At 67.0% G+C, this 20,578-nt stretch carries 23 protein-coding genes; 12 read left to right on the top strand and 11 right to left on the bottom strand.

Annotated features, from left to right (window positions below):
* Positions 1-44: 44 nt before the first annotated feature.
* A complete protein-coding gene (locus tag FHW94_RS09635) occupies positions 45-1,307 on the bottom strand; it encodes a NupC/NupG family nucleoside CNT transporter (protein ID WP_168555633.1) in 1,263 nt (420 codons plus the stop codon).
* A 102-nt stretch (positions 1,308-1,409) separates the two neighbouring features.
* Here FHW94_RS09635 and FHW94_RS09630 point away from each other — a divergent pair, with 102 nt between their 5' ends.
* The 7 genes from FHW94_RS09630 to FHW94_RS09600 all read left to right on the top strand — a co-directional run bounded on the left by FHW94_RS09630 (position 1,410) and on the right by FHW94_RS09600 (position 6,520).
* Positions 1,410-2,111 carry a queuosine precursor transporter gene (locus FHW94_RS09630; RefSeq protein WP_246866050.1) on the top strand — a complete coding sequence of 234 codons (702 nt, stop codon included), beginning with the start codon at positions 1,410-1,412 and terminating at the stop codon, positions 2,109-2,111.
* Between the two features lie 50 nt (positions 2,112-2,161).
* Positions 2,162-3,076, top strand: coding sequence for an acetylglutamate kinase (gene argB, locus FHW94_RS09625; RefSeq protein ID WP_168555632.1), 915 nt, complete (start codon positions 2,162-2,164; stop codon positions 3,074-3,076).
* A 44-nt stretch (positions 3,077-3,120) separates the two neighbouring features.
* On the top strand, positions 3,121-3,741 hold the full coding sequence (locus FHW94_RS09620) for a hypothetical protein (protein WP_168555631.1): 621 nt from the start codon (positions 3,121-3,123) through the stop codon (positions 3,739-3,741).
* A 140-nt stretch (positions 3,742-3,881) separates the two neighbouring features.
* Positions 3,882-4,175: a YggT family protein gene (locus FHW94_RS09615; protein ID WP_168555630.1), complete on the top strand. Its 294-nt coding sequence runs from the start codon at positions 3,882-3,884 to the stop codon at positions 4,173-4,175.
* Between the two features lie 4 nt (positions 4,176-4,179).
* Complete coding sequence (folD, locus tag FHW94_RS09610; RefSeq protein WP_168555629.1) at positions 4,180-5,073, top strand: bifunctional methylenetetrahydrofolate dehydrogenase/methenyltetrahydrofolate cyclohydrolase FolD; 894 nt, start codon at positions 4,180-4,182, stop codon at positions 5,071-5,073.
* A gap of 63 nt (positions 5,074-5,136) precedes the next feature.
* A complete protein-coding gene (locus tag FHW94_RS09605) occupies positions 5,137-5,898 on the top strand; it encodes a hypothetical protein (RefSeq protein ID WP_168555628.1) in 762 nt (253 codons plus the stop codon).
* 1 nt (position 5,899) lies between these two features.
* Positions 5,900-6,520 (top strand): MarC family protein, encoded by a 621-nt coding sequence (locus tag FHW94_RS09600; RefSeq protein ID WP_168555627.1) that lies wholly within the window; start codon positions 5,900-5,902, stop codon positions 6,518-6,520.
* Between the two features lie 4 nt (positions 6,521-6,524).
* On the opposite strand, the gene thiS is transcribed toward FHW94_RS09600, so the two are convergent.
* Together thiS and FHW94_RS09590 are read right to left on the bottom strand one after the other, a co-directional pair.
* Entirely contained in the window at positions 6,525-7,535 is a 1,011-nt protein-coding gene (gene thiS / locus FHW94_RS09595) for a sulfur carrier protein ThiS (RefSeq protein ID WP_168555626.1), read from the bottom strand.
* A gap of 40 nt (positions 7,536-7,575) precedes the next feature.
* Complete coding sequence (locus FHW94_RS09590; protein WP_168555625.1) at positions 7,576-7,950, bottom strand: MerC domain-containing protein; 375 nt, start codon at positions 7,948-7,950, stop codon at positions 7,576-7,578.
* A 120-nt stretch (positions 7,951-8,070) separates the two neighbouring features.
* Between FHW94_RS09590 and FHW94_RS09585 the strand changes: the two genes are divergently transcribed.
* From FHW94_RS09585 to rpsI, 3 genes are all read left to right on the top strand, one after another.
* Positions 8,071-9,120, top strand: coding sequence for a COX15/CtaA family protein (locus tag FHW94_RS09585; RefSeq protein ID WP_168555624.1), 1,050 nt, complete (start codon positions 8,071-8,073; stop codon positions 9,118-9,120).
* Between the two features lie 150 nt (positions 9,121-9,270).
* Positions 9,271-9,750, top strand: a complete 480-nt coding sequence (gene rplM, locus FHW94_RS09580; protein WP_168555623.1) for a 50S ribosomal protein L13 — start codon at positions 9,271-9,273, stop codon at positions 9,748-9,750.
* A gap of 2 nt (positions 9,751-9,752) precedes the next feature.
* On the top strand, positions 9,753-10,298 hold the full coding sequence (gene rpsI, locus FHW94_RS09575) for a 30S ribosomal protein S9 (protein WP_168555622.1): 546 nt from the start codon (positions 9,753-9,755) through the stop codon (positions 10,296-10,298).
* A gap of 164 nt (positions 10,299-10,462) precedes the next feature.
* Here the strand turns inward: rpsI and FHW94_RS09570 are convergent, their stop codons facing one another.
* From FHW94_RS09570 to coaBC, 5 genes are all read right to left on the bottom strand, one after another.
* Complete coding sequence (locus FHW94_RS09570) at positions 10,463-11,551, bottom strand: helix-turn-helix transcriptional regulator (protein WP_168555621.1); 1,089 nt, start codon at positions 11,549-11,551, stop codon at positions 10,463-10,465.
* 86 nt (positions 11,552-11,637) lie between these two features.
* A complete protein-coding gene (locus tag FHW94_RS09565) occupies positions 11,638-12,942 on the bottom strand; it encodes an ammonium transporter (RefSeq protein ID WP_168555620.1) in 1,305 nt (434 codons plus the stop codon).
* Between the two features lie 147 nt (positions 12,943-13,089).
* The gene (locus FHW94_RS09560; protein WP_168555619.1) at positions 13,090-14,223 is read right to left on the bottom strand and encodes an aminotransferase class I/II-fold pyridoxal phosphate-dependent enzyme; all 1,134 of its coding nucleotides are present in this window, start codon (positions 14,221-14,223) and stop codon (positions 13,090-13,092) included.
* A 9-nt stretch (positions 14,224-14,232) separates the two neighbouring features.
* Positions 14,233-14,712, bottom strand: a complete 480-nt coding sequence (dut, locus tag FHW94_RS09555; protein ID WP_168555618.1) for a dUTP diphosphatase — start codon at positions 14,710-14,712, stop codon at positions 14,233-14,235.
* Positions 14,709-15,965 (bottom strand): bifunctional phosphopantothenoylcysteine decarboxylase/phosphopantothenate--cysteine ligase CoaBC, encoded by a 1,257-nt coding sequence (gene coaBC, locus FHW94_RS09550; protein WP_168555617.1) that lies wholly within the window; start codon positions 15,963-15,965, stop codon positions 14,709-14,711. Before coaBC ends, dut begins: the two co-directional genes overlap by 4 nt.
* Positions 15,966-16,116: 151 nt before the next feature.
* Between coaBC and FHW94_RS09545 the strand changes: the two genes are divergently transcribed.
* Both FHW94_RS09545 and FHW94_RS09540 read left to right on the top strand, forming a co-directional pair.
* On the top strand, positions 16,117-16,533 hold the full coding sequence (locus FHW94_RS09545; RefSeq protein ID WP_168555616.1) for a hypothetical protein: 417 nt from the start codon (positions 16,117-16,119) through the stop codon (positions 16,531-16,533).
* Positions 16,534-16,539: 6 nt separating this feature from the next.
* Positions 16,540-16,944, top strand: a complete 405-nt coding sequence (locus tag FHW94_RS09540) for a hypothetical protein (RefSeq protein WP_349237485.1) — start codon at positions 16,540-16,542, stop codon at positions 16,942-16,944.
* A 145-nt stretch (positions 16,945-17,089) separates the two neighbouring features.
* Here FHW94_RS09540 and FHW94_RS09535 read toward each other — a convergent pair whose 3' ends face one another.
* The 3 genes from FHW94_RS09535 to FHW94_RS09525 are packed head-to-tail and all read right to left on the bottom strand — an operon-like array spanning position 17,090 to position 20,566.
* Complete coding sequence (locus FHW94_RS09535; RefSeq protein WP_349237484.1) at positions 17,090-18,214, bottom strand: acyltransferase; 1,125 nt, start codon at positions 18,212-18,214, stop codon at positions 17,090-17,092.
* Positions 18,211-19,815: a 2-polyprenylphenol 6-hydroxylase gene (gene ubiB / locus FHW94_RS09530; protein WP_168555614.1), complete on the bottom strand. Its 1,605-nt coding sequence runs from the start codon at positions 19,813-19,815 to the stop codon at positions 18,211-18,213. Before ubiB ends, FHW94_RS09535 begins: the two co-directional genes overlap by 4 nt.
* Before the next feature lie 13 nt (positions 19,816-19,828).
* Positions 19,829-20,566, bottom strand: coding sequence for a class I SAM-dependent methyltransferase (locus FHW94_RS09525; RefSeq protein WP_168555613.1), 738 nt, complete (start codon positions 20,564-20,566; stop codon positions 19,829-19,831).
* Positions 20,567-20,578 lie beyond the last annotated feature (12 nt).

Genomic DNA, 20,578 nt, shown 5'->3' with positions numbered 1-20,578 from the left:
ATTTCCGTCCGCTGAGCTTGTCGAAGGGCAGGGGCCCCAGCCGCTCACAAGGACAGGAACAGCCCCGCCAACGCCGCGCTCATCAGGTTGGACAGCGCGCCGGCGCACAGGGCCTTGATGCCCAGGCGCGCGATCACCGGGCGCTGGTTGGGGGCCAGGCCGCCGGTCACCGCCATCTGGATGGCGATCGACGAGAAATTGGCAAAGCCGCACAGCGCGAAAGTGACGATCGCGATGGTGTGGTCGGACAGGCCCTTGGCCTCTTGCAGATCGATGAAGCCGACGAATTCGTTGAGCACGATCTTGGTGCCGAACAGGCCGCCCGCCTGCATCGCCTCGGCCCAGTTGGGCGCGCCCAGGAGCAGGAACACCGGCGCAAAGATCGGCGCCAGGATCTGCTGGAAGGTCAGCCCGGGATGGCCGAAAAAACCGCCGGCCCAGCCCAGCATGCCATTGGCCAGCGCGATCAGCGCCACGAAGGCGAGCAGCATCGCGCCCACCGCCACGGCCAGCTTGACGCCGGTCTGCGCGCCTTGGGCGGCGGCCATGATCAGGTTGGCGGGGCGCTGTTCTTCCGGTGCTTCTTCCAGCGAAGGCTTGATGTGCGGGTTGGTCAGCGCGGTATCGCCATGGCCGCCATCGTGCAGTGGCGGCGCATCGGGCATGATCAGTTTGCCCATGAACACGCCACCGGGCGCCGACATGAACGCGGCCGCCACCAGGTAATCCACCCGCACGCCCAGCCCGGCATAGGCGGCCAGGATCGTGCCGGCCACGCCCGCCATGCCCACGCTCATCACCGTGAAGATCTGGCTGGGGGTCAACGCAGCGAGATAGGGGCGGATCACCAAGGGCGATTCGCTTTGCCCGACGAAGATGTTGGCGGCCGCGCACAGCGATTCCACTCGGCTGATCCCGGTGACCTTTTCCAGCGCGCCACCGATCCAGCGGATCACCAGCGGCATGATGCCCAGGTAATAGAGGATGGAAATCAACGCGGCAAAGAACACGATCGGCGGCAGCACGGCGATGGCCACGCTCTTGCCGCCCATGTCGGGGTTGGCGAGGTTGCCGAACACGAATTCCACCCCGGCGCGCGAGTAGGAGAGAAGCTGTTCCACCGCATGGGCCGCGCCCTGCAGCGCCGCCTTGCCCGGCGGAAAGCTCAGCACCAGCGCGGCGAGGCCGGCCTGAAGCGCAAAGGCCGGCAGCACCACCCGCCAGCGGATTGCGCGGCGGTTGGACGATAGCAGGAACGCGATGGCAAACAGCAGCGCCATGCCGCCAAGACTGGAAAGGATGCGCATGGCGGGGAGGCCAACTCCGCTATTGGGGGAATTAGGAAGTGCTAGACAGTTTCGTTCCTAACCATATTTGGCGCCGCGTCAAAATCAGGATAGAGGCAGACGATGGAAAAGATGCTCCCATCCGCGCTGTCGTCTGCGCCGCAAACCGTCTCCCTGCCCCGCGCTCTGTTTGTTTTCTCCCTGCTCTATGGCGGCCTGGTCGTGCTTGCCGGGGTCCTGGGGGCCAAGATCGCCAGTCTCGGGCACTGGCCGATCCTGGGCGATCTTGCCGTCGAATCGGGCATTTTCTGCTTCCTGCTGCTGGTCGTGCTGTCGAGCACCACGGCCGAACTCTATGGGCAGAAAGCCGCCAACATGCTGGTGCGGCTGGGGTTCATCCCGCTTGTCGTGTCGATGGTGCTGCTGACCCTGGTGATCCATGCCGTGCCGCCCGCGCCGTTCTGGCAGGGGCAGGAAGCCTTTGCCACGGTGCTGGGCCAGGGCGCGCGGATGCAACTCGCCGGCCTCATTTCCTATGGTGTGTCGCAAACTCTCAACGTCCATGTCTTTGCCCGCATCGGCGGCGGGCAGGGCCAGCGCCTGATGCTGCGCGCGTGGCTGGCCAGCCTGCTCAGCCAGGTGGCCGATACCGTGCTGTTCATCACGCTTTCGTTCTGGGGCGAACATGGCGCCGATGGGCACCCCCTGCCGATCGGTGCGCTGATGACCGGGCAACTGGGTGCCAAGCTGCTGCTGTCCACCCTGATGGTGCCGCCCTTGATCTGGCTGGCGGTGCGGCTGGGGCGCAAGCTGGATCGCGCCTGAATCAATTATTCACTTCAAATTCGCGGCAAGGGGTCTAAGGCGCCGCCATCATGGCCACGAACATCGATCAGACCGACTCCTATCGCACCAGCATGCTCGCCAAGGCGGAAACGCTGACCGAGGCGCTGCCCTATCTCCAGCGCTATGCCGGCAAGACTTTCGTGGTCAAGTATGGCGGCCATGCCATGGGCGATCCCGATGCCGCGCACGATTTCGCGCAGGACATCGTGCTCTTGAAGGCCGTGGGCGTGAACCCGGTGGTGGTGCACGGCGGTGGGCCGCAGATCGGCGCCATGCTGAAAAAGCTGGGCGTGGAATCGCGCTTCGTCGATGGCCTGCGCGTGACCGACGCGGCCACGGCCGAAGTGGCCGAGATGGTGCTGTCGGGCAAGATCAACAAGGAACTGGTGAGCTGGATCGCGGCGGCCGGGGGCAAGGCGATCGGCATCTCGGGCAAGGACGCGGGGCTGGTGACGGCCACCAAGGTGGAACGCACCACCAAGGACCCGGAAAGCAACATCGAGCGTGTGGTGGACCTGGGCTTCGTGGGCGAACCGACCGAGATCGACCCGACGATCATCCACACCGCCAGCGCCGCTGGTTTCATCCCGGTGATAGCGCCGATCGGCGTGGGCAAGGATGGGCATACCTACAATATCAACGCCGATACCATGGCCGGCGCGATCGCGGCCAAGCTCGGCGCCTCGCGCCTGTTCCTGCTGACCGACGTGCCCGGCGTGCTCGACAAGGACAAGCGCCTGCTCACCGACCTGACGCCTCAGGACATCGCCGGGCTGACCGCCGATGGCACGATCAGCGGCGGCATGATTCCCAAGCTGGAAACCTGCGTCCACGCGGTGGAAGCCGGGTGCGAGGCGGCCGTCGTGCTTGATGGCCGGGTGCCGCACGCCATGCTGCTGGAAATCTTCACCGCGCGCGGCGCGGGCACGCTGATCCACCGCTAAGCGCCGGGCTTGCTGGCGCAATGGAACGAAAGGCGCGGTCACGCGTGGTTAGCGGCATGATCCGCTTCTGCCTCGCCACCGCGCTCGCCTCTGCCGTTGCCATCAATGTCGCGGGGTGTGATCGGCGGCCCGATCCTGCGCCGCGGGCTTCGGCCACCCCGCTCGACAGCGCGGAAATGACGCCGCCGCCCTGGATCGTCGCGCCGTCCGATTTGCCGAGCGAAGACAGCGCACCCGATGCTGCGTCCAAGCCCGCGCCTGCCCTCGCGGCGGACGCGACGACGGCAACGCCCAACCCCGCCTATGCCGCCGCGCTCAATGCCCGGCGCGATCCCGGCAAGGTTCTGGCCGCCTGGGGAACTGCCGTGGAGGCGCGCGACTGGGCCTCGGTCAGGGCGTTCTGGGGTGATCATGGCAAGGCCAGCGGGCTGGATCCCAAGGCCTTTGCCGCACGCTGGAGCCATCTTGTGCAGCCGCGCGTGACGATCCAGCCCGGCGATTCCGAAGGCGCGGCCGGTTCTATCTATTACACCGCGCCCGTCACCATCATCGACGGCGCGCGCCGCCTGAACGGGGAAGTCGTGCTGCGCCGCGTGAACGACGTGCCCGGCGCAAGCGCGGAACAGCTGCGCTGGCATATCGAGAGCACGACCCTGGCCCCATGACTGACGCCGTGACTGGCGCCGTGATCCGCGCCGGCTGGCCGGTGACCGAAATCTTGCGCAAGGAAGCGGCGTTGACCCGATTGCCCTAAGCCCCAAGCCTGGGCTAAAGCGCAGCACCGCCGCCGCGAGAGGAACTGTCCGTGCTGCTCTATACCCTTGTCCAGATGATCGATTACCTGATCAGCGTTGTCAGCATGGTCGTGATCGTGCAGTTCGTGATGAGCCTGCTGATCAGCTTCAACGTGATCAACACCAGCAATAACGCGGTGGTCGCGATCTGGCGGGCGCTCAATGCCATTCTCGATCCGCTGCTGTCGCCGATCCGCCGCTTCATGCCCAACACCGGCGGCATCGATTTCTCGCCGATGGTGCTGATCGTGCTGCTGCGGCTGCTGTCCATCCTGCTCAACGGCCTGGCTGCCTCGGGGTATTGATTTCATGACTGCTGACGTGATCGATGGAAAGGCCTTTGCGGCCGGCTTGCGCGCGCGCATCGCCACTCTTGCTGCCGCATTCGAAGCGCAGGCCGGGCGCCGCGCGGGCCTCGCCGTGGTACTGGTGGGGGAAGACCCGGCCAGCCAGGTCTATGTCCGATCCAAGGGCAAGAGCACGGTGGAAGCCGGCATGGCGAGCTTTGAACACAAGCTGCCTGCCGATACCGACGAAGCCACGCTGCTGGCGCTGGTCGAACAGCTCAACGCCGATCCCGCCGTCGATGGCATCCTGGTGCAATTGCCGCTGCCGCGCCATCTCGACGAGCAGACGGTGATCGCCACGATCAACCCGGACAAGGACGTGGACGGCTTCCACGTCACCAACGCCGGGCGCCTTGCCGTGGGGCAGGCGGGTTTCGTGCCCTGCACGCCGCTGGGTTGCCTGATGCTGTTGCAGGACAAGCTGGGCGATCTCGCTGGCCTCGACGCCGTGGTCGTTGGCCGCTCCAACATCGTGGGCAAGCCGATGGCCGCCCTCCTGCTGGCGCAAAGCTGCACGGTCACGATCGCGCATAGCAAGACGAAGAACCTGCCCGACGTGGTGCGCCGCGCCGATATCGTGGTGGCCGCCGTGGGCCGGCCGGAAATGATCAAGGGTGACTGGATCAAGCCCGGCGCCACCGTGATCGACGTGGGTATCAACCGCGTTCCGGCCGCGCAGGAAGGCAAGACGCGGCTGGTCGGCGATGTCGCCTATGACGAAGCCAGTGCCGTTGCCGGGGCGATCACTCCGGTGCCCGGCGGCGTTGGCCCGATGACCATTGCCGTGCTGCTGCGCAACACGCTGGTCGCGGCCTATCGCAACGCCGGAATCGACCTGGCCGAAGGCGCGATCTGACGTAACATTTCAGGGTCAAGTGCTTGCTTGGCCCGCACGCCGCCATCCGATAGAACCGGCGCCATGCTGCTTCGTGCTTCTGGCGCCGTTCTTGCGCTTGCCCTGTGCTTCCCTTGCCCCGTCCTGGCCCAGCCGGCCGGCGGGCGGGTGCGCGTGATCGCCAATCCCAGCGCGTTGATCGGCGCCGATATCGCCATGGCCCAGGCCATGCGCGCCAAGGGCCCGCACGAAGGCTTGGCGGCCAGCATGGCCGAAGGGGCCGAGGTGGTGGTGCCGCCGCGCCAGGCGGCCGAGCCGCTGTTGCGCCGCAAGGAAGGCCCACCGCTCCACCCGCACCAGCCCGATGCCGCCTGGATCGCCTGCGACGGCAGCTATGGCCTGACCCGCGGCCGCTGGACGGCAACGCCGGGCGGCGGCTGGTACGCCACGGTGTGGCAGCGCCATCCCAAGAAAGGCCAGTACCAATGGCGCCTGACGCTGGAAGGCACGGCAGCCGATCTGCCCGAAGCGCCCGAATTCCTGGTTGGCGTGGTGGCCGATTGCCCGGCCCGGCCAGGGCCGGATGGCGGGGAGGGCCGTGCCGAACCAAAGCCCGCCAAGAATGCGCCTATCGTGCAGCGTCCGCTGGCCGGCCCGGTGCCGGCCGACGACGCGCCCGCCGGGTCAGACAGCCGCTTGGGCCAATCCAACGACGGCACGCTGGCCTGGCGCAGCACGGTGCTGCCCGATGGCAGCCGCCGTTTCCGCGCGTGGCAGTGGAAGGACGGCGCCATGGCCGAGATTGTCCATCTCGACGCGCGGTCGCATCCGGGCCAAGGGGGCTGACATGCTGCAACTGTTCCTGTCCGCCTTCACCACGCTGTTCCTGGTGATCGATCCGCCCGGCTGCGCGCCGATCTATGCCGGGCTCACCACCCATGCCACTGCGCGTCAGGCGGCGCAGATGGCACTGCGCGCCTGTCTCATCGCCACCGGCATCCTGGTGGTCTTTGCCCTGTTTGGCGAAGACCTGCTGGGCGCGCTGCATATCGAACTGGCCAGCTTCCGCATTGCCGGGGGCATCATGCTGTTCCTCATCGCGCTCGACATGGTGTTCGAAAAGCGCACCGAGCGGCGCGAGGAGCGCGCCGAAAAGGTGCGCAACGCCCAGCCCCACGTCGAAGACGTTTCGGTTTTCCCGATGGCCATGCCGATGCTGGCCGGGCCAGGCTCGATCGCCTCGATCATGCTGCTTACCGCGCGCGCCCATGGCACCGAGGAAACCGCCGTGGTCCTCGCCGCGCTGGGCGTCGTCATGGTGCTGAGCTTCGTTGCCCTGGTTGCCGCGCGCCCGATCATCCGCGTGCTGGGCGAACAGGTGGAAGCGGTGGTCACCCGCCTGCTGGGCGTGCTGCTGGCTGCGCTGGCCGCGCAATTCGTGATCGACGGCCTGCGCACCCAGTTCTGACGCGTCAGATCAGGCCGGCCAGCGGGCTGGAGGGGTCGGCATAGCGGCGCGTGGCCATGCGCCCGGCGAGATAGGCATCACGCCCGGCCTCGACGGCAGCCTTCATCGCGCGGGCCATGCGGATCGGGTCTTTCGCTTCGGCAATGGCGGTGTTCATCAGCACGCCGTCGCAACCCAGTTCCATGGCCACGGCCGCATCGCTCGCCGTGCCCACCCCGGCATCGACCAGCACCGGCACCTTGGCCCCTTCCACGATCAGGCGGATCATCACCTTGTTCTGGATGCCCAGGCCCGAACCGATCGGCGCGCCCAAGGGCATGATCGCCACCGCGCCCGCTTCTTCCAGCTGGCGCGCGGCGATCGGATCGTCGGCGCAATAGACCATCGGCAGGAAACCTTCCTTGGCCAGCACTTCGGTGGCGCGCAGGGTTTCGCGCATGTCCGGATAGAGCGTGCGCGCCTCGCCCAGCACTTCCAGCTTGACCAGGTCCCAACCGCCGGCCTCGCGCGCCAGGCGCAAGGTGCGGATGGCGTCTTCGGCGGTAAAGCACCCGGCAGTGTTGGGCAGATAGGTGACTTTGCGTGGGTCGATATAGTCGGTCAGCATCGGCGCCTTCGGGTCCGACACATTGACGCGGCGCACCGCCACCGTCACGATTTCCGCGCCGGAGGCGGCCAGGGCAGCGGCGTTCTGGGCGAAATCCTTGTACTTGCCGGTGCCCACGATCAGGCGTGAGCGGAACGTGCGACCGGCAACCGTCCAGGTGTCTTGGGCAACCGGGGCATCGACTTCGCCGCCGCCGACGAAATGGACGATTTCCAGCACGTCGCCATCGGCGAGCGGGACCTGGGCGAGCGTGGAACGCGGCACGATATCGCCGTTGCGTTCCACCGCGACCTTGGCCGGATCGAGTTCGAGTTGGCGCACCAGATCGGCAATGCTGCCGGGGGCAACACGGCGCGGTTCGCCATTGAGCGTGAGCGACAGGGTCGAGCTTTGCGGGTTCGTGGCCATGGTAGCGTGCTTTAACGGCCGCATTGCATGGTGCAAGGCTTCAGCAGGCGTTACGCCGCATGTTGACCACATGGGCCGTGGCCACGAGCAGCACGCCGCCGATGGTCAGCACGGATTCGGCCGCCCCATGGCCAACCAGCACGGCAGCGGTCATCAGCGAAAGGCCGGCCACGCCCAAGGCAAGGGGCAGGCGGTGGCCATGGCGCAATGCGCCCATGCCGATCGTTGCCGCACTGATCACGATGGCCAGGACCAGGCCGACATGGTGGATTTCAGGATTGAGCAGCACGCCGCCGCCCAGACCCAGGACGCCGACCAGGAACAGCCCGGCCAGGCAATGGATCATGCACAGGCCGGAAAGGAGCACGCCGAAACGGTCGAGTCGGCTGCGCAAGGCAAGGAAGGCCTGGTTCATGGCCGCCCATATATGTAACGTTGTATCATCGTTCAAGGCTTTTGCGCGGCCGGGCTGCAAAACCGGCTTCCCCCAAATGCCACTTGCGCGCCCGCGCGCGCAGACGCAGAAGTCGCGCGCATGACGGCTTCCAAACCTGCACCGCTGCTCCTGGTCCGCTGGCTCATCGTGGTGGCCGCGATGATCGTGGCGATCGTGGTGGTCGGCGGCATTACCCGGCTGACCGAATCGGGCGTGTCGATCACCGAGTGGAACGTGGTTTCGGGCGCCTTGCCGCCGCTCACCCACGCGCAGTGGCAGGCGCAGTTCGACGCCTATCGCCAGACGCCGCAATATATCCTGGTCAATGGCCCGGCCGGGATGACGCTGGCGACCTACAAGTTCATCTTCTTCTGGGAATGGGTGCACCGCCTGCTGGCGCGCACCATCGGCCTGGCCTTTGCCGCGCCGCTGGCCTGGTTCTGGGTGCGTGGGCAGATCCCCGCCGGCTACAAGCCGCGCCTGCTGGCGCTCCTGGCGCTGGGCGCGTTGCAAGGCGCGGTGGGCTGGTGGATGGTCAAGTCTGGCATCGTGCATGATGTGAAAGTCAGCCATTATCGCCTGGCCACGCACCTGGCCGTGGCGCTGTTCACCCTGGCCGGGATCGTCTGGACATTGTTGGACTTGCGCGCCCTGGCCGCTGGCCAAGGCCGCGCGCGGCTGACCGGCCTTGGCGCGCTGGCGCTGGGGATGTTGGCGCTGCAGTTGGTCTATGGCGCGTTCCTGGCGGGCCTGCGCGCCGGCGTGGTGGCCGGGGCAGGGTGGTTTTCGTGGGACGCCTGGCCGCTGATGCAGGGCAAGTTCTTTCCCGATGGCGTGGAATGGGCGCGGGGCGCCCTGGCCACGCTGACCAGCGATCCCTATCTCGTGCACTTCCTGCACCGCTGGTGGGCCTGGGCCGTGGTGGCCGTGCTGGTGGTGATGGCGCGCAAGCTGCGCCGGGCGGGACAACGGCCCGCCTCGGTTGCGATCCACATCGCTTTTGGCACGCAAGTCCTGCTGGGCATTGCCACGGTCTATAGCGGGGTTTCGCTGTGGCTCGCCGTGCTCCACCAGTTGTGCGGCGCGTTGCTGCTGGTGTGCACGGTCTGGGGTGCGCATGGCCTGGGACGGGGCGGAAAATTGGCCTGAAAACCGAGAAGGTATTATTTTACCTCTCCGCAAAGGCGCGGTTTGCTTGACTCCTGAGGCTGTTTGCAACAAAGGCGCGGTTCTTCACCCCGCTTGTGCCAAGTCTGGCGCGGGACGCGGGTAACCCAACATCCAGGGAACCGAACAGCCATGAAGGCTCTCAGCAAGGTCACCCGGTCGATCAAGCCGGCCGAGGTGGAAAAGAACTGGCATCTTATCGATGCCGAAGGCCTGGTGGTCGGCCGTCTCGCCGTCATCATCGCCAACCATCTGCGCGGCAAGCACAAGCCCAGCTTCACGCCCCACGTCGATTGCGGCGATCACGTTGTCGTGATCAACGCCGACAAGGTGCGCCTCACGGGCAACAAGCTCAAGGCCAAGACCTATTACAAGCACACCGGCTATGCCGGCGGCATCAAGGAAGTCACCGCGGACAAGGTCCTGGGTGGTCGCTTCCCCGAACGCGTGCTGGAAAAGGCCGTTGAGCGCATGATCCCCCGTGGTCCGCTCGGCCGTGCGCAGATGCGCGCGCTGCACCTCTATGCCGGTACCGAACACCCGCATGGTGGCACCCAGCCGGTGGCGCTCGACGTCGCCTCGATGAACCGCAAGAACAAGGTGGGTGCCTGATCATGGCCGATAACGACACCGTCTCGAGCCTGGCCGACCTCAAGAACCTGACGTCTGCCGCTCCCGCTCCCGCCGCTGCTGCCGAACCCGCCGCCGAAGGCGACGCGCCGGTTGCACCTGCTGCGCCGACCATGCCGCTGCGCGATCGCGAAGTCGATTCGTTCGGCCGCGCCTATGCTACCGGCCGCCGCAAGGACGCCGTGGCCCGCGTGTGGCTCAAGCCCGGCAGCGGCAAGATCGTGGTCAACGGCCGCGACCAGGAAGTGTACTTCGCCCGTCCGACCCTGCGCCTGGTGATCAACCAGCCGTTCCAGGTGGCCGGCCGCGAAGGCCAGTACGACATCATCGCCACCGTCAAGGGCGGCGGTCTGTCGGGCCAGGCCGGCGCCGTGAAGCACGGCATCGCCCAGGCGCTGACCCGCTTCGAACCCGCGCTGCGTGGCGCCGTCAAGGCCGCTGGCTTCCTGACCCGCGACTCGCGCGTCGTGGAACGCAAGAAGTACGGCCGCGCCAAGGCTCGCCGCAGCTTCCAGTTCTCGAAGCGCTGATCTTTCAGTCCGCTTCGGCAACGAACGCATCAAGGGCTGGCCTTCGGGCCGGCCCTTTTTGTTTGCGCATAGAGCGCGACGACAAAAAGTGGGGACCGGGTTTTGTCAAAAAATCGCGCGAACACAAAAAACTAGGGCATGAGGGTGTTTCGACGAAACGCCGCCTAGGCCGCCGGATCGAGCGGGCCGGCCAGCGAGGCCAGCAGCACGGCCAGTTCGGTCTGCCGGGTCACCCCGGTCTTGGCAAAGACATGCTTGAGCTGGGTGCGCACGGTGGCTGGCGAGGCGGTGTGGCGGCTGGCGATTTCCGTCGGTGACAGGCCCTGGGCCACGGCGCGGGCCACGCGCGCTTCTGCCGGGGTCAGATCGAACAGCGCGCGGATCAGATCGGCGCCGGGCACGCTGGGGTTGCCGGCCCCCGCCAGGATCACCACCGCGCCGGCGCTGTCGAACGCATCACGGGCAAGGCCGTGCATGGGCACGAGGTGCAGGGCGTGGCGCGCCGCACCCTGGGCGTCGCGCAGCGGCAGCGAGCAGCCCGCATGGCGTTCGCGCAACCGCGCCAGCGCCACCCGCAACTGCGCATCGCAGCCGGGATGTACCGCGTGCAGCACGCCTGCGCGCTGCGCCAGCAGGCTGTCCATCGCCGAGGCAAAGCGCGGGTTCATTGCCTCGATCCGGCCGGCCGGGTCGATCACGCCGGCGGCCACGCTGACCAGGTCCAGCGCGTTCACCGCCGCTTCTACCCGCTGCATGCGCAATTGCGCGCTCAAGGCCAAGGCGCGGGCAAGGTGCGGGCGCAAGGCATCGAGCCGGCGCGCCGCCTGGCGCGACGCCTCGTGGCCGGCAAACCCTTCCAGGGCCAGGATCAGGCCATCTTCTCCCGCACCCTGGATCACGGTGGCTGCGCCTGCATCCATGCCATGGGGAACGAGGAATTCGCTGTAGATCGGCAAGGACACGAGTTCGTCGGCGCTGTGCACGTCGCTGTCGGTGAGAAAGCCGGGGTGGTCGCCGCGCGCCAGCAACCGGCTCACCCGGGTGTTCTGCGCATTGTAACCCAGCCGATCGAATTCCACGGTGAGCGCCTGCACGCTTTCGGTGGAAGTCATTGCCAGGCCTTGCGGGCCAAAGCGGATCAGGTTGCTGCCGCGCGCGCCCGCCTGGTCCGCCAAGGTCTGCAATACTCCGGCCCAGCGCTCGGGCACGGCGGCCGCCTCATAGATGTCGCCTATCAGTCCCGCATCGAACATGCCCGCCTGCCCACCTGTTCCCCACGCCAATGCTATCGCACTTTGTCGCGGACGAACAAGCGGATGTGGCGCCGTGTTGACGCGATTCAGTCAAATTCCCACGCACGCTCGCCGTGGGATGCAAGGTCGAGTCCTTCGCGCTCGTCATCCTCGTTCACCCGCATCGGCCAGATCCGGGCAAGGCCAAGCGCCAGCACCAGCGTGGCCAGCGCCGACCACAGCGCCACCACGCCCACGCCGAGCGCCTGGGCGAGGATCTGGCGCCCCATGTCCATGCCCGGGGCATAGCCGGCGCCGCCAAGGCTCGGGGCCAAAAACGGCGCCAGCAGCAGCGAGCCGATCATGCCACCCACGCCGTGGACGGCAAAGACATCAAGCGAATCGTCCACCTTGCAGCGGTGCTTGACCAGCAGGATCATGGGATAGCACACGCAGGCTGCGGCCAGGCCGAACAGCAGCGCTGCGCCCGGCGCGATCATTCCCGCCGCGGGCGTCACCGTGGCAAGGCCGCCCACCGCGCCGGTGGCAAAGCCCACGCTGGTGGGCTTGCCCACCGTCAGCCGCTCGATCAGCAGCCAGGCCATCGCCGCGGCGCAGGCGGCGATATGGGTGTTGAGAATGGCCGCCGTGGCCCCGGCATTGCCGGCCAGTGCCGACCCGCCGTTGAAGCCGAACCAGCCCACCCACAGCAGCGCCGCGCCCGCCATGGTCAGTGCGGGCGCGTGGGGCAGCATCAGCGTCTTGGGAAAACCCTGCCGCGCGCCCAGCAGGATCGCCACGACCAGCGCGGAAACCCCGGCGGTGGTGTGCACCACGACGCCGCCGGCAAAATCCAGCGTGCCGAGCCGCGTGGCAAGCCAGCCGCCGCCCCAGATCCAGTGCGCCGCGGGGGCATAGACCATAAGGCCCCAGGCCGCGCAGAATGCCAGGACCCACGAAAACCTTGCGCGATCCACCCAGGCGCCGACCATCAGCGCGGGCGTGATTGCGGCAAAGCACATCTGGAACAGCGCAAATGTGTTTTCTGGAATGGCAAGGCCGGCACGCAGGGGTGCCAGATGGCCGAGCATGACCGGCCCGAGACCACCCACCAGGCCGCCACCCACCGGGCCGAACGCCAGGGCATAGCCGCAGACCAGCCACAGCAGCGAGGCAACAGCCGCGATCGCGCCCACCTGGACCAGCACCGAAAGGAAGTTCCTGGTGCGCACCAGGCCGCCGTAGAACAGGCCGAGGCCCGGCATGCACATCAGCAGCACGAGCGCCGAGGAAACCATGATCCACACCGTGTCGGCGCCGTTCGTCCCCGGCACCGGGCCGGCGGCGGCGTGGACGATGGTTGGTGCGGCCAAGCCGGCAAGCGCCAGCGGCCACGCGGCACGAGCGCGCATGACATTCTCTCCCGTTGTGCGGCGCCCACGCAAGAAGGCGGCCGCCACACCCTGATCCCTGGGGCAGGCCCCTAGGGCAGGCCAGGCGGGAAAGGCAAGCGTTAGTGGTGCATCACGCGCAACAAATGGTGTCTAGCAAGCACCAGATCAGAATGTTCGTTGTTCCAGATAGGCGCGCAAGGCAGCGATGCTTTCCGGCACGTCGCTGCGGCCAAAACCGATGCGGAACCGATCGGCGGGCACGGGGCCCAGATCGGAATGATAGATGCCCGAGGGCAGCAACAGCACCCCGGCCTTGTCGATCAGGTCTTCGCAGAAGGCATCCACCGTGCCCGGCCCAAGCCAGCGCGGATAGCCCACGCAGCCACCGTCCGATCGTGTCCATTCGAACAAGTGCGGATAATCGGCAAAGAACGCATCGAGCACGTCGAGATTGGCGCGCACGAGAGCGTTGTTGCGCCCGATGATGCGATCGGCGGCGCGCAGCGCGATGATCCCCAGCGCCTCGCTGGGCGCGGAATTGCAGATCGACAAGTAGTGCTTCATCCGCTCCATGCGCGAAAGCACGCCCGCGTCCTGGCAAGCGATCCAGCCGATGCGCAGGCCGGGCAGGCCATAGGCCTTGGACAGCACATTGAGCGATAGGCCGCGCTCATAGATATCGGCCACTTGTGGCAGGTGCCGTGCCGGATCGGGGCCGAGCAGGCGATAGACCTCGTCGCTGAAGATCCAGATGCCATGGTGCCGGCACAAGTTGACCAATCCATCGAGCGTGGCGCGATCGGGGATGGAGCCGGTGGGATTGTGGGGAAAGTTGATCGAGACCAGCTTGGTATTGGGCTGGATCGCCGCCGCCACGCGATCGAGATCGAGCCGCCAGCCGTTTTCGGGATCGAGCGGCACGCCGGTGACCGCACAGAGCGAGAGCGGCACGGTTTCGGCCGCCTGGTAATTGGGCGTGATCACGATGGCGTGATCGTCCTTGCCCAGCAGCACGTGGTTGGCCACGTAGATCCCCTCTTCCGCGCCGGCAAAGCACAGCACGTTTTCGGGGGCCATCGCGTCATAGGTGCTGGCAATCTCGGCCCGCAAAGCCGGGGCGCCGAAAGTCTGGGTATAGCCCAGCCATTGCGCATCGAATGCGGCGGCATCGGCAGGATCGGCCATGGCGAGCAGTTCGCGCAAGGTCATGCTCTGCGCGTCGGACGCCGTCAGGTGATGCCGGGCGGCGAATTCCCACTTCGAGAAATACGCCTCCAGACGGAAGTCAGGCAGAGCCATCCTCGCCGCTCAGCTGCCCAGCGCGACGACGCCGCCGGTGGAGCCGAAGCCGCCCTGGCCCCGCGCGGTATCGTCCAGTTCGTCAACCTCGAGCCAGGTGCCGTGCACCACCGGCGCCAGCACCAGCTGCGCCACGCGATCGCCGCGACGGATCGAAAAGCTTTCGCTGCCGTGGTTGATCAGGATGATCTTCAATTCGCCACGATAGTCGCTGTCGATCGTACCAGGGGCATTGGGCACGGAAATGCCGTGCTTGAGCGCCAGGCCCGAACGCGGCCGCACCTGGATTTCGAAGCCCGGCGGAATGGCGAGCGCCAAACCGGTGGCCACGGCGTGGCGCGCGCCCGGCGCCAAGTCGAGATCCTCGGCGGCCACCACGTCCATGCCGGCGGCGCCATCGGTGGCATAGGCGGGCAGGGGCAGCCCTTCGCCATGGGGCAAGCGCTTGAACAGGATCGGCACCGGGGCAGAATGGGAATGGGCGGTCATGCGGGGAATTCCGTTGGCGGGGTGGATGGGGCAGGTGCCATGGGCGAAAGCGTTTGCGCGATGCGCGCGACAAGCGCCTCGGCCACGTGTTCCTTGGGCATTTCGGGCAGGCTGTCCACGCCGTCGGCGGCAACGATGTGGACAGCGTTGGTGGCCCCGCCCATGACATCGCCGGAAACGTCGTTCGCCACGATCCAATCCGCCCCCTTGCGCGCCCGCTTTGCCACGGCATGGGCGATGACGTCATCGGTTTCCGCAGCAAAGCCCACGACGAGTGCAGGGCGCCGCGGATCGCGGCACAGATTGGCCAGGATATCGGGATTTTCGACCAGGGCGAGCGAGGGCGGCGTGCCGCTGCCATCCTTCTTCAGCTTGTGCGGGCCGGCATCGGCCGTGCGCCAATCAGCCACGGCGGCGACCATCACCGCCACGTCGGCCGGCAGCGCCGCCTCTACGGCTGCGGCCATCTCGCGTGCGGTTTCCACGTTCACCCGAACAACACGCGGTGGCGTGGGCAGGGCGACGGGGCCGGCCACCAGCGTCACCCGCGCGCCGGCGCGGGCGGCAGCCTCGGCAATGGCAAAGCCCTGCCGGCCGCTCGACCGGTTGGCGATGTAGCGCACCGGATCGATCGGTTCGTGCGTGGGGCCGGCCGTGACCAGCACATGGCGGCCCGCAAGCGGCAGGGCTGCAGCGGCCGGCAGGGGCTGCCGCGGCGCCAGCGCGGCCTCGATCGCTGTCCACACCGCCGCAGGTTCGGGCAGGCGGCCGGGGCCGAATTCGCCGCAGGCCATCGCGCCTTCATCGGGTTCCAGCACGGTGACGCCCGACGCGCGCAAGGTGGCGACGTTGCGCACGGTGGCGGCATGCTGCCACATGCGCACGTTCATCGCCGGCACGGCCATGACCGGCTTGTCGGTTGCGAGCAGCAAGGTGGTGGCCAGGTCATCGGCGATGCCGGCGGCCATGCGCGCCATCAGGTCAGCCGTGGCCGGGCACACCACCACCAGGTCTGCCTGGCGGGACAGCTGGATATGGCCCATTTCCACTTCGTTCTTCAGATCCCACAGCGTTGTGTGCACGGGATTTTCGCTGAGCGCGGCGAGCGTCATCGCGGTTACGAAATGGGCGCCACCCTCGGTCAGCACGCAGGTGACATCGCCGCCTCCCTTGCGGATCAGGCGGACGAGTTCGCAGGCCTTGTAGGCGGCGATGCCGCCGCCCACGATCAACAGGATGCGCTTTTGTAGCATGGGCGGCTTGTGCCGCCTTGGCCGATGCTGCGCAAGTTTTCCCGCCGTCGATGGTTCAAAACGGCGGAATTGCGTCGTTCAATTTCTTTGCAAGCTGTCCGAAAGTTTGTCAGACTTGCGACAAATAGAACAAGGTCGATGGAGAGACTCGATGCGTGTGGTGTTGGCCGCGCTCGTGCTGATGGCCGGGCTCGTGGATCTGATCATTGTCGGCTCGTTCCTCGTGACGCCGCATGACAGCGCCGAACTCGCGCGCGCGGCGCACGGGCTTTCGATCATCCGCGCGCATTGCACGTCGTTCTTCAGCGTCGCGGCGCTGGCGATGATTGCGGGCGTCCTGTGGCGCAATGGCGATCTGCTGCTCGTGCCGACCTTCATCTTCATCGGTGCGCTGGTGGAACGGCTGGTCAATTTCGTCGCTTTTGGCCCCTATCCCGAATGGTTGCTGCCCATGGCGCTGGACGTGGCGCACATCGCCTTGCTGTTGGCCGCGCGCCGCGCCTTTCGCCAGGCGAACGAGGATGAAGTAGCCGCGCCCGCCACGCCCCACCGCGCGAACCTGGCCTGATCCGCGGTGCCGATCCGCCTGATCATCACGGCGCTGGTTTTCCTGCTTGGCCTGTTCGACCTGATGATGGCCGCCGCGTTCCTGTTCACGCCCCCGGCCGGTGCCGCGATGCTGGGCGTGGGGGCGCCGGGCGCGGCGGGCTGGGCCACCATTCGTGCCGATTTCACCGCGTTCTTTGGCGTTGCCGCGCTGTGCATGATGATTGGCGCCTGGCGCCGCAACGGCGATCTGCTTCTGGTGCCGGGCCTTTTGTTCGGCGTGGCGCTGGCCGGCCGCGCACTGGACCTCGCGCTGGCCGGTGCCTATCCCGGCTGGGCGCAACCCATGGCAGTCGAAGCGCTGCACGTGATCGTGCTGGCGGCTGCCTGGCGCATCCTGCCGCACCACCGCGTGGGGGACTTGGCGGGGTAGGCTGCTGGCAAACCGCAGCGCCCACGCCCTTCGACAAGCTCAGGGCGAACGGAGGTGGGATAATCGGAGGAGAAAGGGCGCTTTCAGCCCTATTCCCCGTTCGGGCTGAGCCTTTCTAAGCCCCCCGCAGGCAAGTGCTGGGCCGCTAGGCCTGCGCGCCCCTGCTACCCCAGCGGCCGGCAAAGCGCAGGATCGCGCGCTGGGCAGGGCGTTCGATCCAGCGGTGGGAGGCAAAGCCGGCGGCGACCGCGGCGGCCAGGAAGAAGATGAGGAACGCCGGCTCGCGCGCAATGGCCCGGCTGCCCAGCGTGGCGTCGATCAGCAGGACCAGCGCCACCTGCATCGGAAAATGCCAGAGATAGATGCCGTAGGACGCTTCTCCCCACTGCCGCCCGAACGCGAGGGCATCGGTCTTGTCGGCCACGTCCACTGTCAGGGTGGCGAAGAGCACGGCAAACGTGCCGGCCAGGATCGTGGCGTCTTCGGCGTGATAGCGCGTGGCTGCGACCCAGCCTGCCACCGCGCAAGCCAGTGCGCCGCCGGCCAGCACGGGCAGCGGCAGCCAGCCTTTCAAAGCGGCGGCGTAGATCGCCACGCCCAGGAAGAAATAGCCGATGCAGGTCAGCACCGGCTCGTTCGGCCAGCCCAGGAAGAACAGGCGCAGCACGCCGACCGCCACCGGCAGCGACACCAGCAGTGGCGCGCGGCGCATGGCCGGCAGCAAGACCCAGAACGCCGCATAGGCCAGGATTTCGGTGGAGAGCGACCAGCTTGGCCCGTTGAACGACTGGTTGTGCTGCCAGCCCCAATAGTGCGCCAAGGGAATCGACAGCAGGAAATGCTTCCAGTCCTGCTCGTGATAGATGAACGCGGTGCCGTTGATGCGGGTATAGGCCGCCTGCAGGCCCGCCACGATCACCAGCGTCAGCAGGTGCAGCGGCCAGAGCCGGGCCACCCGGGCCAGCCAGAACCGGCGCATCGCCGTGCTGTCGGCAAAATAGACATGGGCAAAGACAAAGCCCGAGACGGCCCAGAAGTATTGCACCGCCATGTGTCCATAGTCGAAGAGCCAGCGCAGCGGCCGATAGAGCGGGATCACCGCTGCGCGATCGACCTGGAAACCATAGCCCACCGGCGGCACGAAGAAGTGCTGGTAATGCCAGAACAGCACGAAGAACGCGGCGATGACCCGCGACAGGTCAAGCGCGTTGAAATGGCGCTTGGCCAGCCGCAGGCCGGGTAAAGGAGCGGGACGGGCGGGCGCGTTCACGGATGGCGATGCCATTCGGGTTCGGGCGGGGGCCCGTCATGATGGCCCCAGGCCTGGAGCCCCAGCACCGCAGCGCCGCCCAGCACGGCCGCGAGCAGCAACCCGGTCCAGCTTGTGCCACGCGGATCGTCGTCACGCCGCTTGCGCTCCCACATCAGGTCGACATGCGGCAGCGGCGGGGCTTCGGGTGCGCCGCCCTTGGGCGGAAAGCGTTCCTCGATCCGGCGGATCAGCGCGGGCACGCGCAGCAGCGTGGCGGTGTCTTCCTGCAGCCGCTCGGCAATCGCGGCTTCGGGGCCCAGCTCGTCGCGGATCCAGTTGCGCACGAAGGGCGCGGCGGTTTCCCACATGTTGATATCGGGATCGAGCTGTTGGGCGATCCCTTCGACCATCACCATGGTCTTTTGCAGCAGCAGCAGGTGCGGCTGGGTCTGCATGTCGAAATCGCGGGTGATGGCAAACAGCCCGTCGAGCATCTGCCCGACCGACAGGTCTTTCACCGGGCGGCCGCGCATCGGTTCGCCCACCGCGCGCAGGGCCGTGGCGAATTCATCCACCGAGTGATAGCTCGGCACGTATTGCGCCTCGAAATGGATCTCGGCCACGCGCTTGTAGTCGCCCGTGGTCAGGCCATAGAGGATTTCGGCCAGCCATTGCCGCGCCTGGCGGTCGATCCTGCCCATGATGCCGAAATCGATCGCGGTGATCGTGCCGTCGGCTTCCACGAACAGGTTGCCCTGGTGCATGTCGGCATGGAAATAGCCGCCGCTGATCGCTTGGGTCAGGAAGGCCAGCACCAGCCGGCTGGCCATTTCCTTGCGATCGTGGCCTGCCGCGTCGATCGCGTCCAGGTTGCTGATCTTGACGCCATCGACCCAGTCCAGCGTCATCACCCGGCCGTTGGTGCGGTCCCAATCGATACCGGGCACGCGATAGCGCGGAAAGGCGTGCATGGCATCGGCCAGCTCCGAAGCGCTCGCCGCCTCGCGGCGCAAGTCCACCTCGCGCGCGGTCCAGCGCTTGAAATTGGCGATGACCAGGCGCGGGCGCAGGCGCCCGGCTTCCCCACCCAGCGCTTCCAGGTGCGCGGCGGCCCATTCGTAAGTCTCGATATCGCGCGCCAGCTTTTCCCGCACGCCGGGGCGCAGCACTTTGACCGCCACCTTGCGCCCGTCGGCTGTCCAGGCCTGGTGCACCTGCGCGATGGAGGCGGCGCCCACCGGCTCTTCATCGAAGCGGGCGAAAAGGCTTTCGAGCGGCCGTTCGAAGCTGGTTTCGATTTCGCGGCGGATCAGCGCGAAATCGACCGGGGGCAGCTTGTCCTGAAGGGCCAGCAGATTGCGCGCCGCTTCCTCGCCCACCAGATCGGGCCGGGTGGCCAGTGTCTGCCCCAGCTTGATCGCCGCCGGGCCGATCGCGCGAAACGCGCCGGCATAATCGGGCACGGCGGGCTGGCGCGTGCCGAAGCGGGCGATGCGGCACAGCCGGCGCACGGGGGCCGGGGTCTGCGGGCTTTCTTCCAGCAGGCGTAGCGCGCCATGGCGCGCCAGAATGCGGCCCCAGCCCAGCAGGCGGCGAATATGGGTGGCAGGACGGGTCAACGAATGTGTACTCTCAGACCTTCCAGCCGGAATGGATCGCCACCAGGCCACCCAGGATCGGCTCCACCTTGGTGTGGCGGAAACCGGCGGCTTTGATCATGCCTTCGAATTCGTCCATCTTGGGAAAGCGGCGGATCGATTCGATCAGGTAGCGATAGGATTCGGCGTCCCCGGCAATCGCCTGGCCGATCTTGGGCACCAGCTTGTGCGAATAGGCATCATAGACTTCGGCAAAGCCGGGCCATTGCGTGGTCGAGAATTCCAGGCAGAAGAACCGCCCGCCGAACTTGAGCACGCGGTGCGCCTCGGCCAGGGCCGCGTCGATCCGGGTCACGTTGCGGATGCCGAACGCGATGGTGTAGGCATCAAAGAAGCGATCGCCGAAAGAAAGCTCCTCGGCATTCTGGCGCGACCAGACCAGGCCATCGATGCCGCGCTCGATGGCGCGCTCGATGCCCACGTCCAGCATGTCCTGGTTGATGTCGCTCACCGTGATCGACGCGCCTTCGCGCGCCATGCGGAACGCGATGTCGCCGGTGCCGCCGGCCATGTCGAGAATCTGCTCGCCTTCGCGCGGCTTGACGCGGGCGACGAAGCGATCCTTCCACAGGCGGTGCATGCCCACCGACATCGCGTCGTTCATCACGTCGTACTTTTTGGCGACGCTGGAAAACACCGCGCCGACGCGGGCAGTCTTTTCCTCAGGGGTGACGTCCTCGTAACCGAAGGACACGCTTTCCGGGCTGGTCATGGTTCAGGGCCT

The sequence above is a fragment of the Novosphingobium sp. SG720 genome (assembly GCF_012275365.1).
GTDB lineage: Bacteria > Pseudomonadota > Alphaproteobacteria > Sphingomonadales > Sphingomonadaceae > Novosphingobium > Novosphingobium rhizosphaerae.
The sequence above is the reverse complement of the archived record's forward strand: the minus strand, read 5'-3'. Positions and strand labels throughout refer to the sequence as shown.

What these genes read in the sequence shown, in the direction of transcription:
- dut (WP_168555618.1), bottom strand. Translation starts at nt 14,712, where the DNA reads ATGACCGCCCATTCCCATTCTGCCCCGGTGCCGATCCTGTTCAAGCGC.
- FHW94_RS09585 (WP_168555624.1), top strand. Translation starts at nt 8,071, where the DNA reads ATGACGGCTTCCAAACCTGCACCGCTGCTCCTGGTCCGCTGGCTCATC.
- FHW94_RS09525 (WP_168555613.1), bottom strand. Translation starts at nt 20,566, where the DNA reads ATGACCAGCCCGGAAAGCGTGTCCTTCGGTTACGAGGACGTCACCCCT.
- rplM (WP_168555623.1), top strand. Translation starts at nt 9,271, where the DNA reads ATGAAGGCTCTCAGCAAGGTCACCCGGTCGATCAAGCCGGCCGAGGTG.
- FHW94_RS09560 (WP_168555619.1), bottom strand. Translation starts at nt 14,223, where the DNA reads ATGGCTCTGCCTGACTTCCGTCTGGAGGCGTATTTCTCGAAGTGGGAA.
- FHW94_RS09590 (WP_168555625.1), bottom strand. Translation starts at nt 7,950, where the DNA reads ATGAACCAGGCCTTCCTTGCCTTGCGCAGCCGACTCGACCGTTTCGGC.
- FHW94_RS09630 (WP_246866050.1), top strand. Translation starts at nt 1,410, where the DNA reads ATGGAAAAGATGCTCCCATCCGCGCTGTCGTCTGCGCCGCAAACCGTC.
- coaBC (WP_168555617.1), bottom strand. Translation starts at nt 15,965, where the DNA reads ATGCTACAAAAGCGCATCCTGTTGATCGTGGGCGGCGGCATCGCCGCC.
- rpsI (WP_168555622.1), top strand. Translation starts at nt 9,753, where the DNA reads ATGGCCGATAACGACACCGTCTCGAGCCTGGCCGACCTCAAGAACCTG.
- FHW94_RS09565 (WP_168555620.1), bottom strand. Translation starts at nt 12,942, where the DNA reads ATGCGCGCTCGTGCCGCGTGGCCGCTGGCGCTTGCCGGCTTGGCCGCA.
- FHW94_RS09635 (WP_168555633.1), bottom strand. Translation starts at nt 1,307, where the DNA reads ATGCGCATCCTTTCCAGTCTTGGCGGCATGGCGCTGCTGTTTGCCATC.
- thiS (WP_168555626.1), bottom strand. Translation starts at nt 7,535, where the DNA reads ATGGCCACGAACCCGCAAAGCTCGACCCTGTCGCTCACGCTCAATGGC.
- FHW94_RS09545 (WP_168555616.1), top strand. Translation starts at nt 16,117, where the DNA reads ATGCGTGTGGTGTTGGCCGCGCTCGTGCTGATGGCCGGGCTCGTGGAT.
- FHW94_RS09570 (WP_168555621.1), bottom strand. Translation starts at nt 11,551, where the DNA reads ATGTTCGATGCGGGACTGATAGGCGACATCTATGAGGCGGCCGCCGTG.
- folD (WP_168555629.1), top strand. Translation starts at nt 4,180, where the DNA reads ATGACTGCTGACGTGATCGATGGAAAGGCCTTTGCGGCCGGCTTGCGC.
- FHW94_RS09605 (WP_168555628.1), top strand. Translation starts at nt 5,137, where the DNA reads ATGCTGCTTCGTGCTTCTGGCGCCGTTCTTGCGCTTGCCCTGTGCTTC.
- FHW94_RS09600 (WP_168555627.1), top strand. Translation starts at nt 5,900, where the DNA reads ATGCTGCAACTGTTCCTGTCCGCCTTCACCACGCTGTTCCTGGTGATC.
- argB (WP_168555632.1), top strand. Translation starts at nt 2,162, where the DNA reads ATGGCCACGAACATCGATCAGACCGACTCCTATCGCACCAGCATGCTC.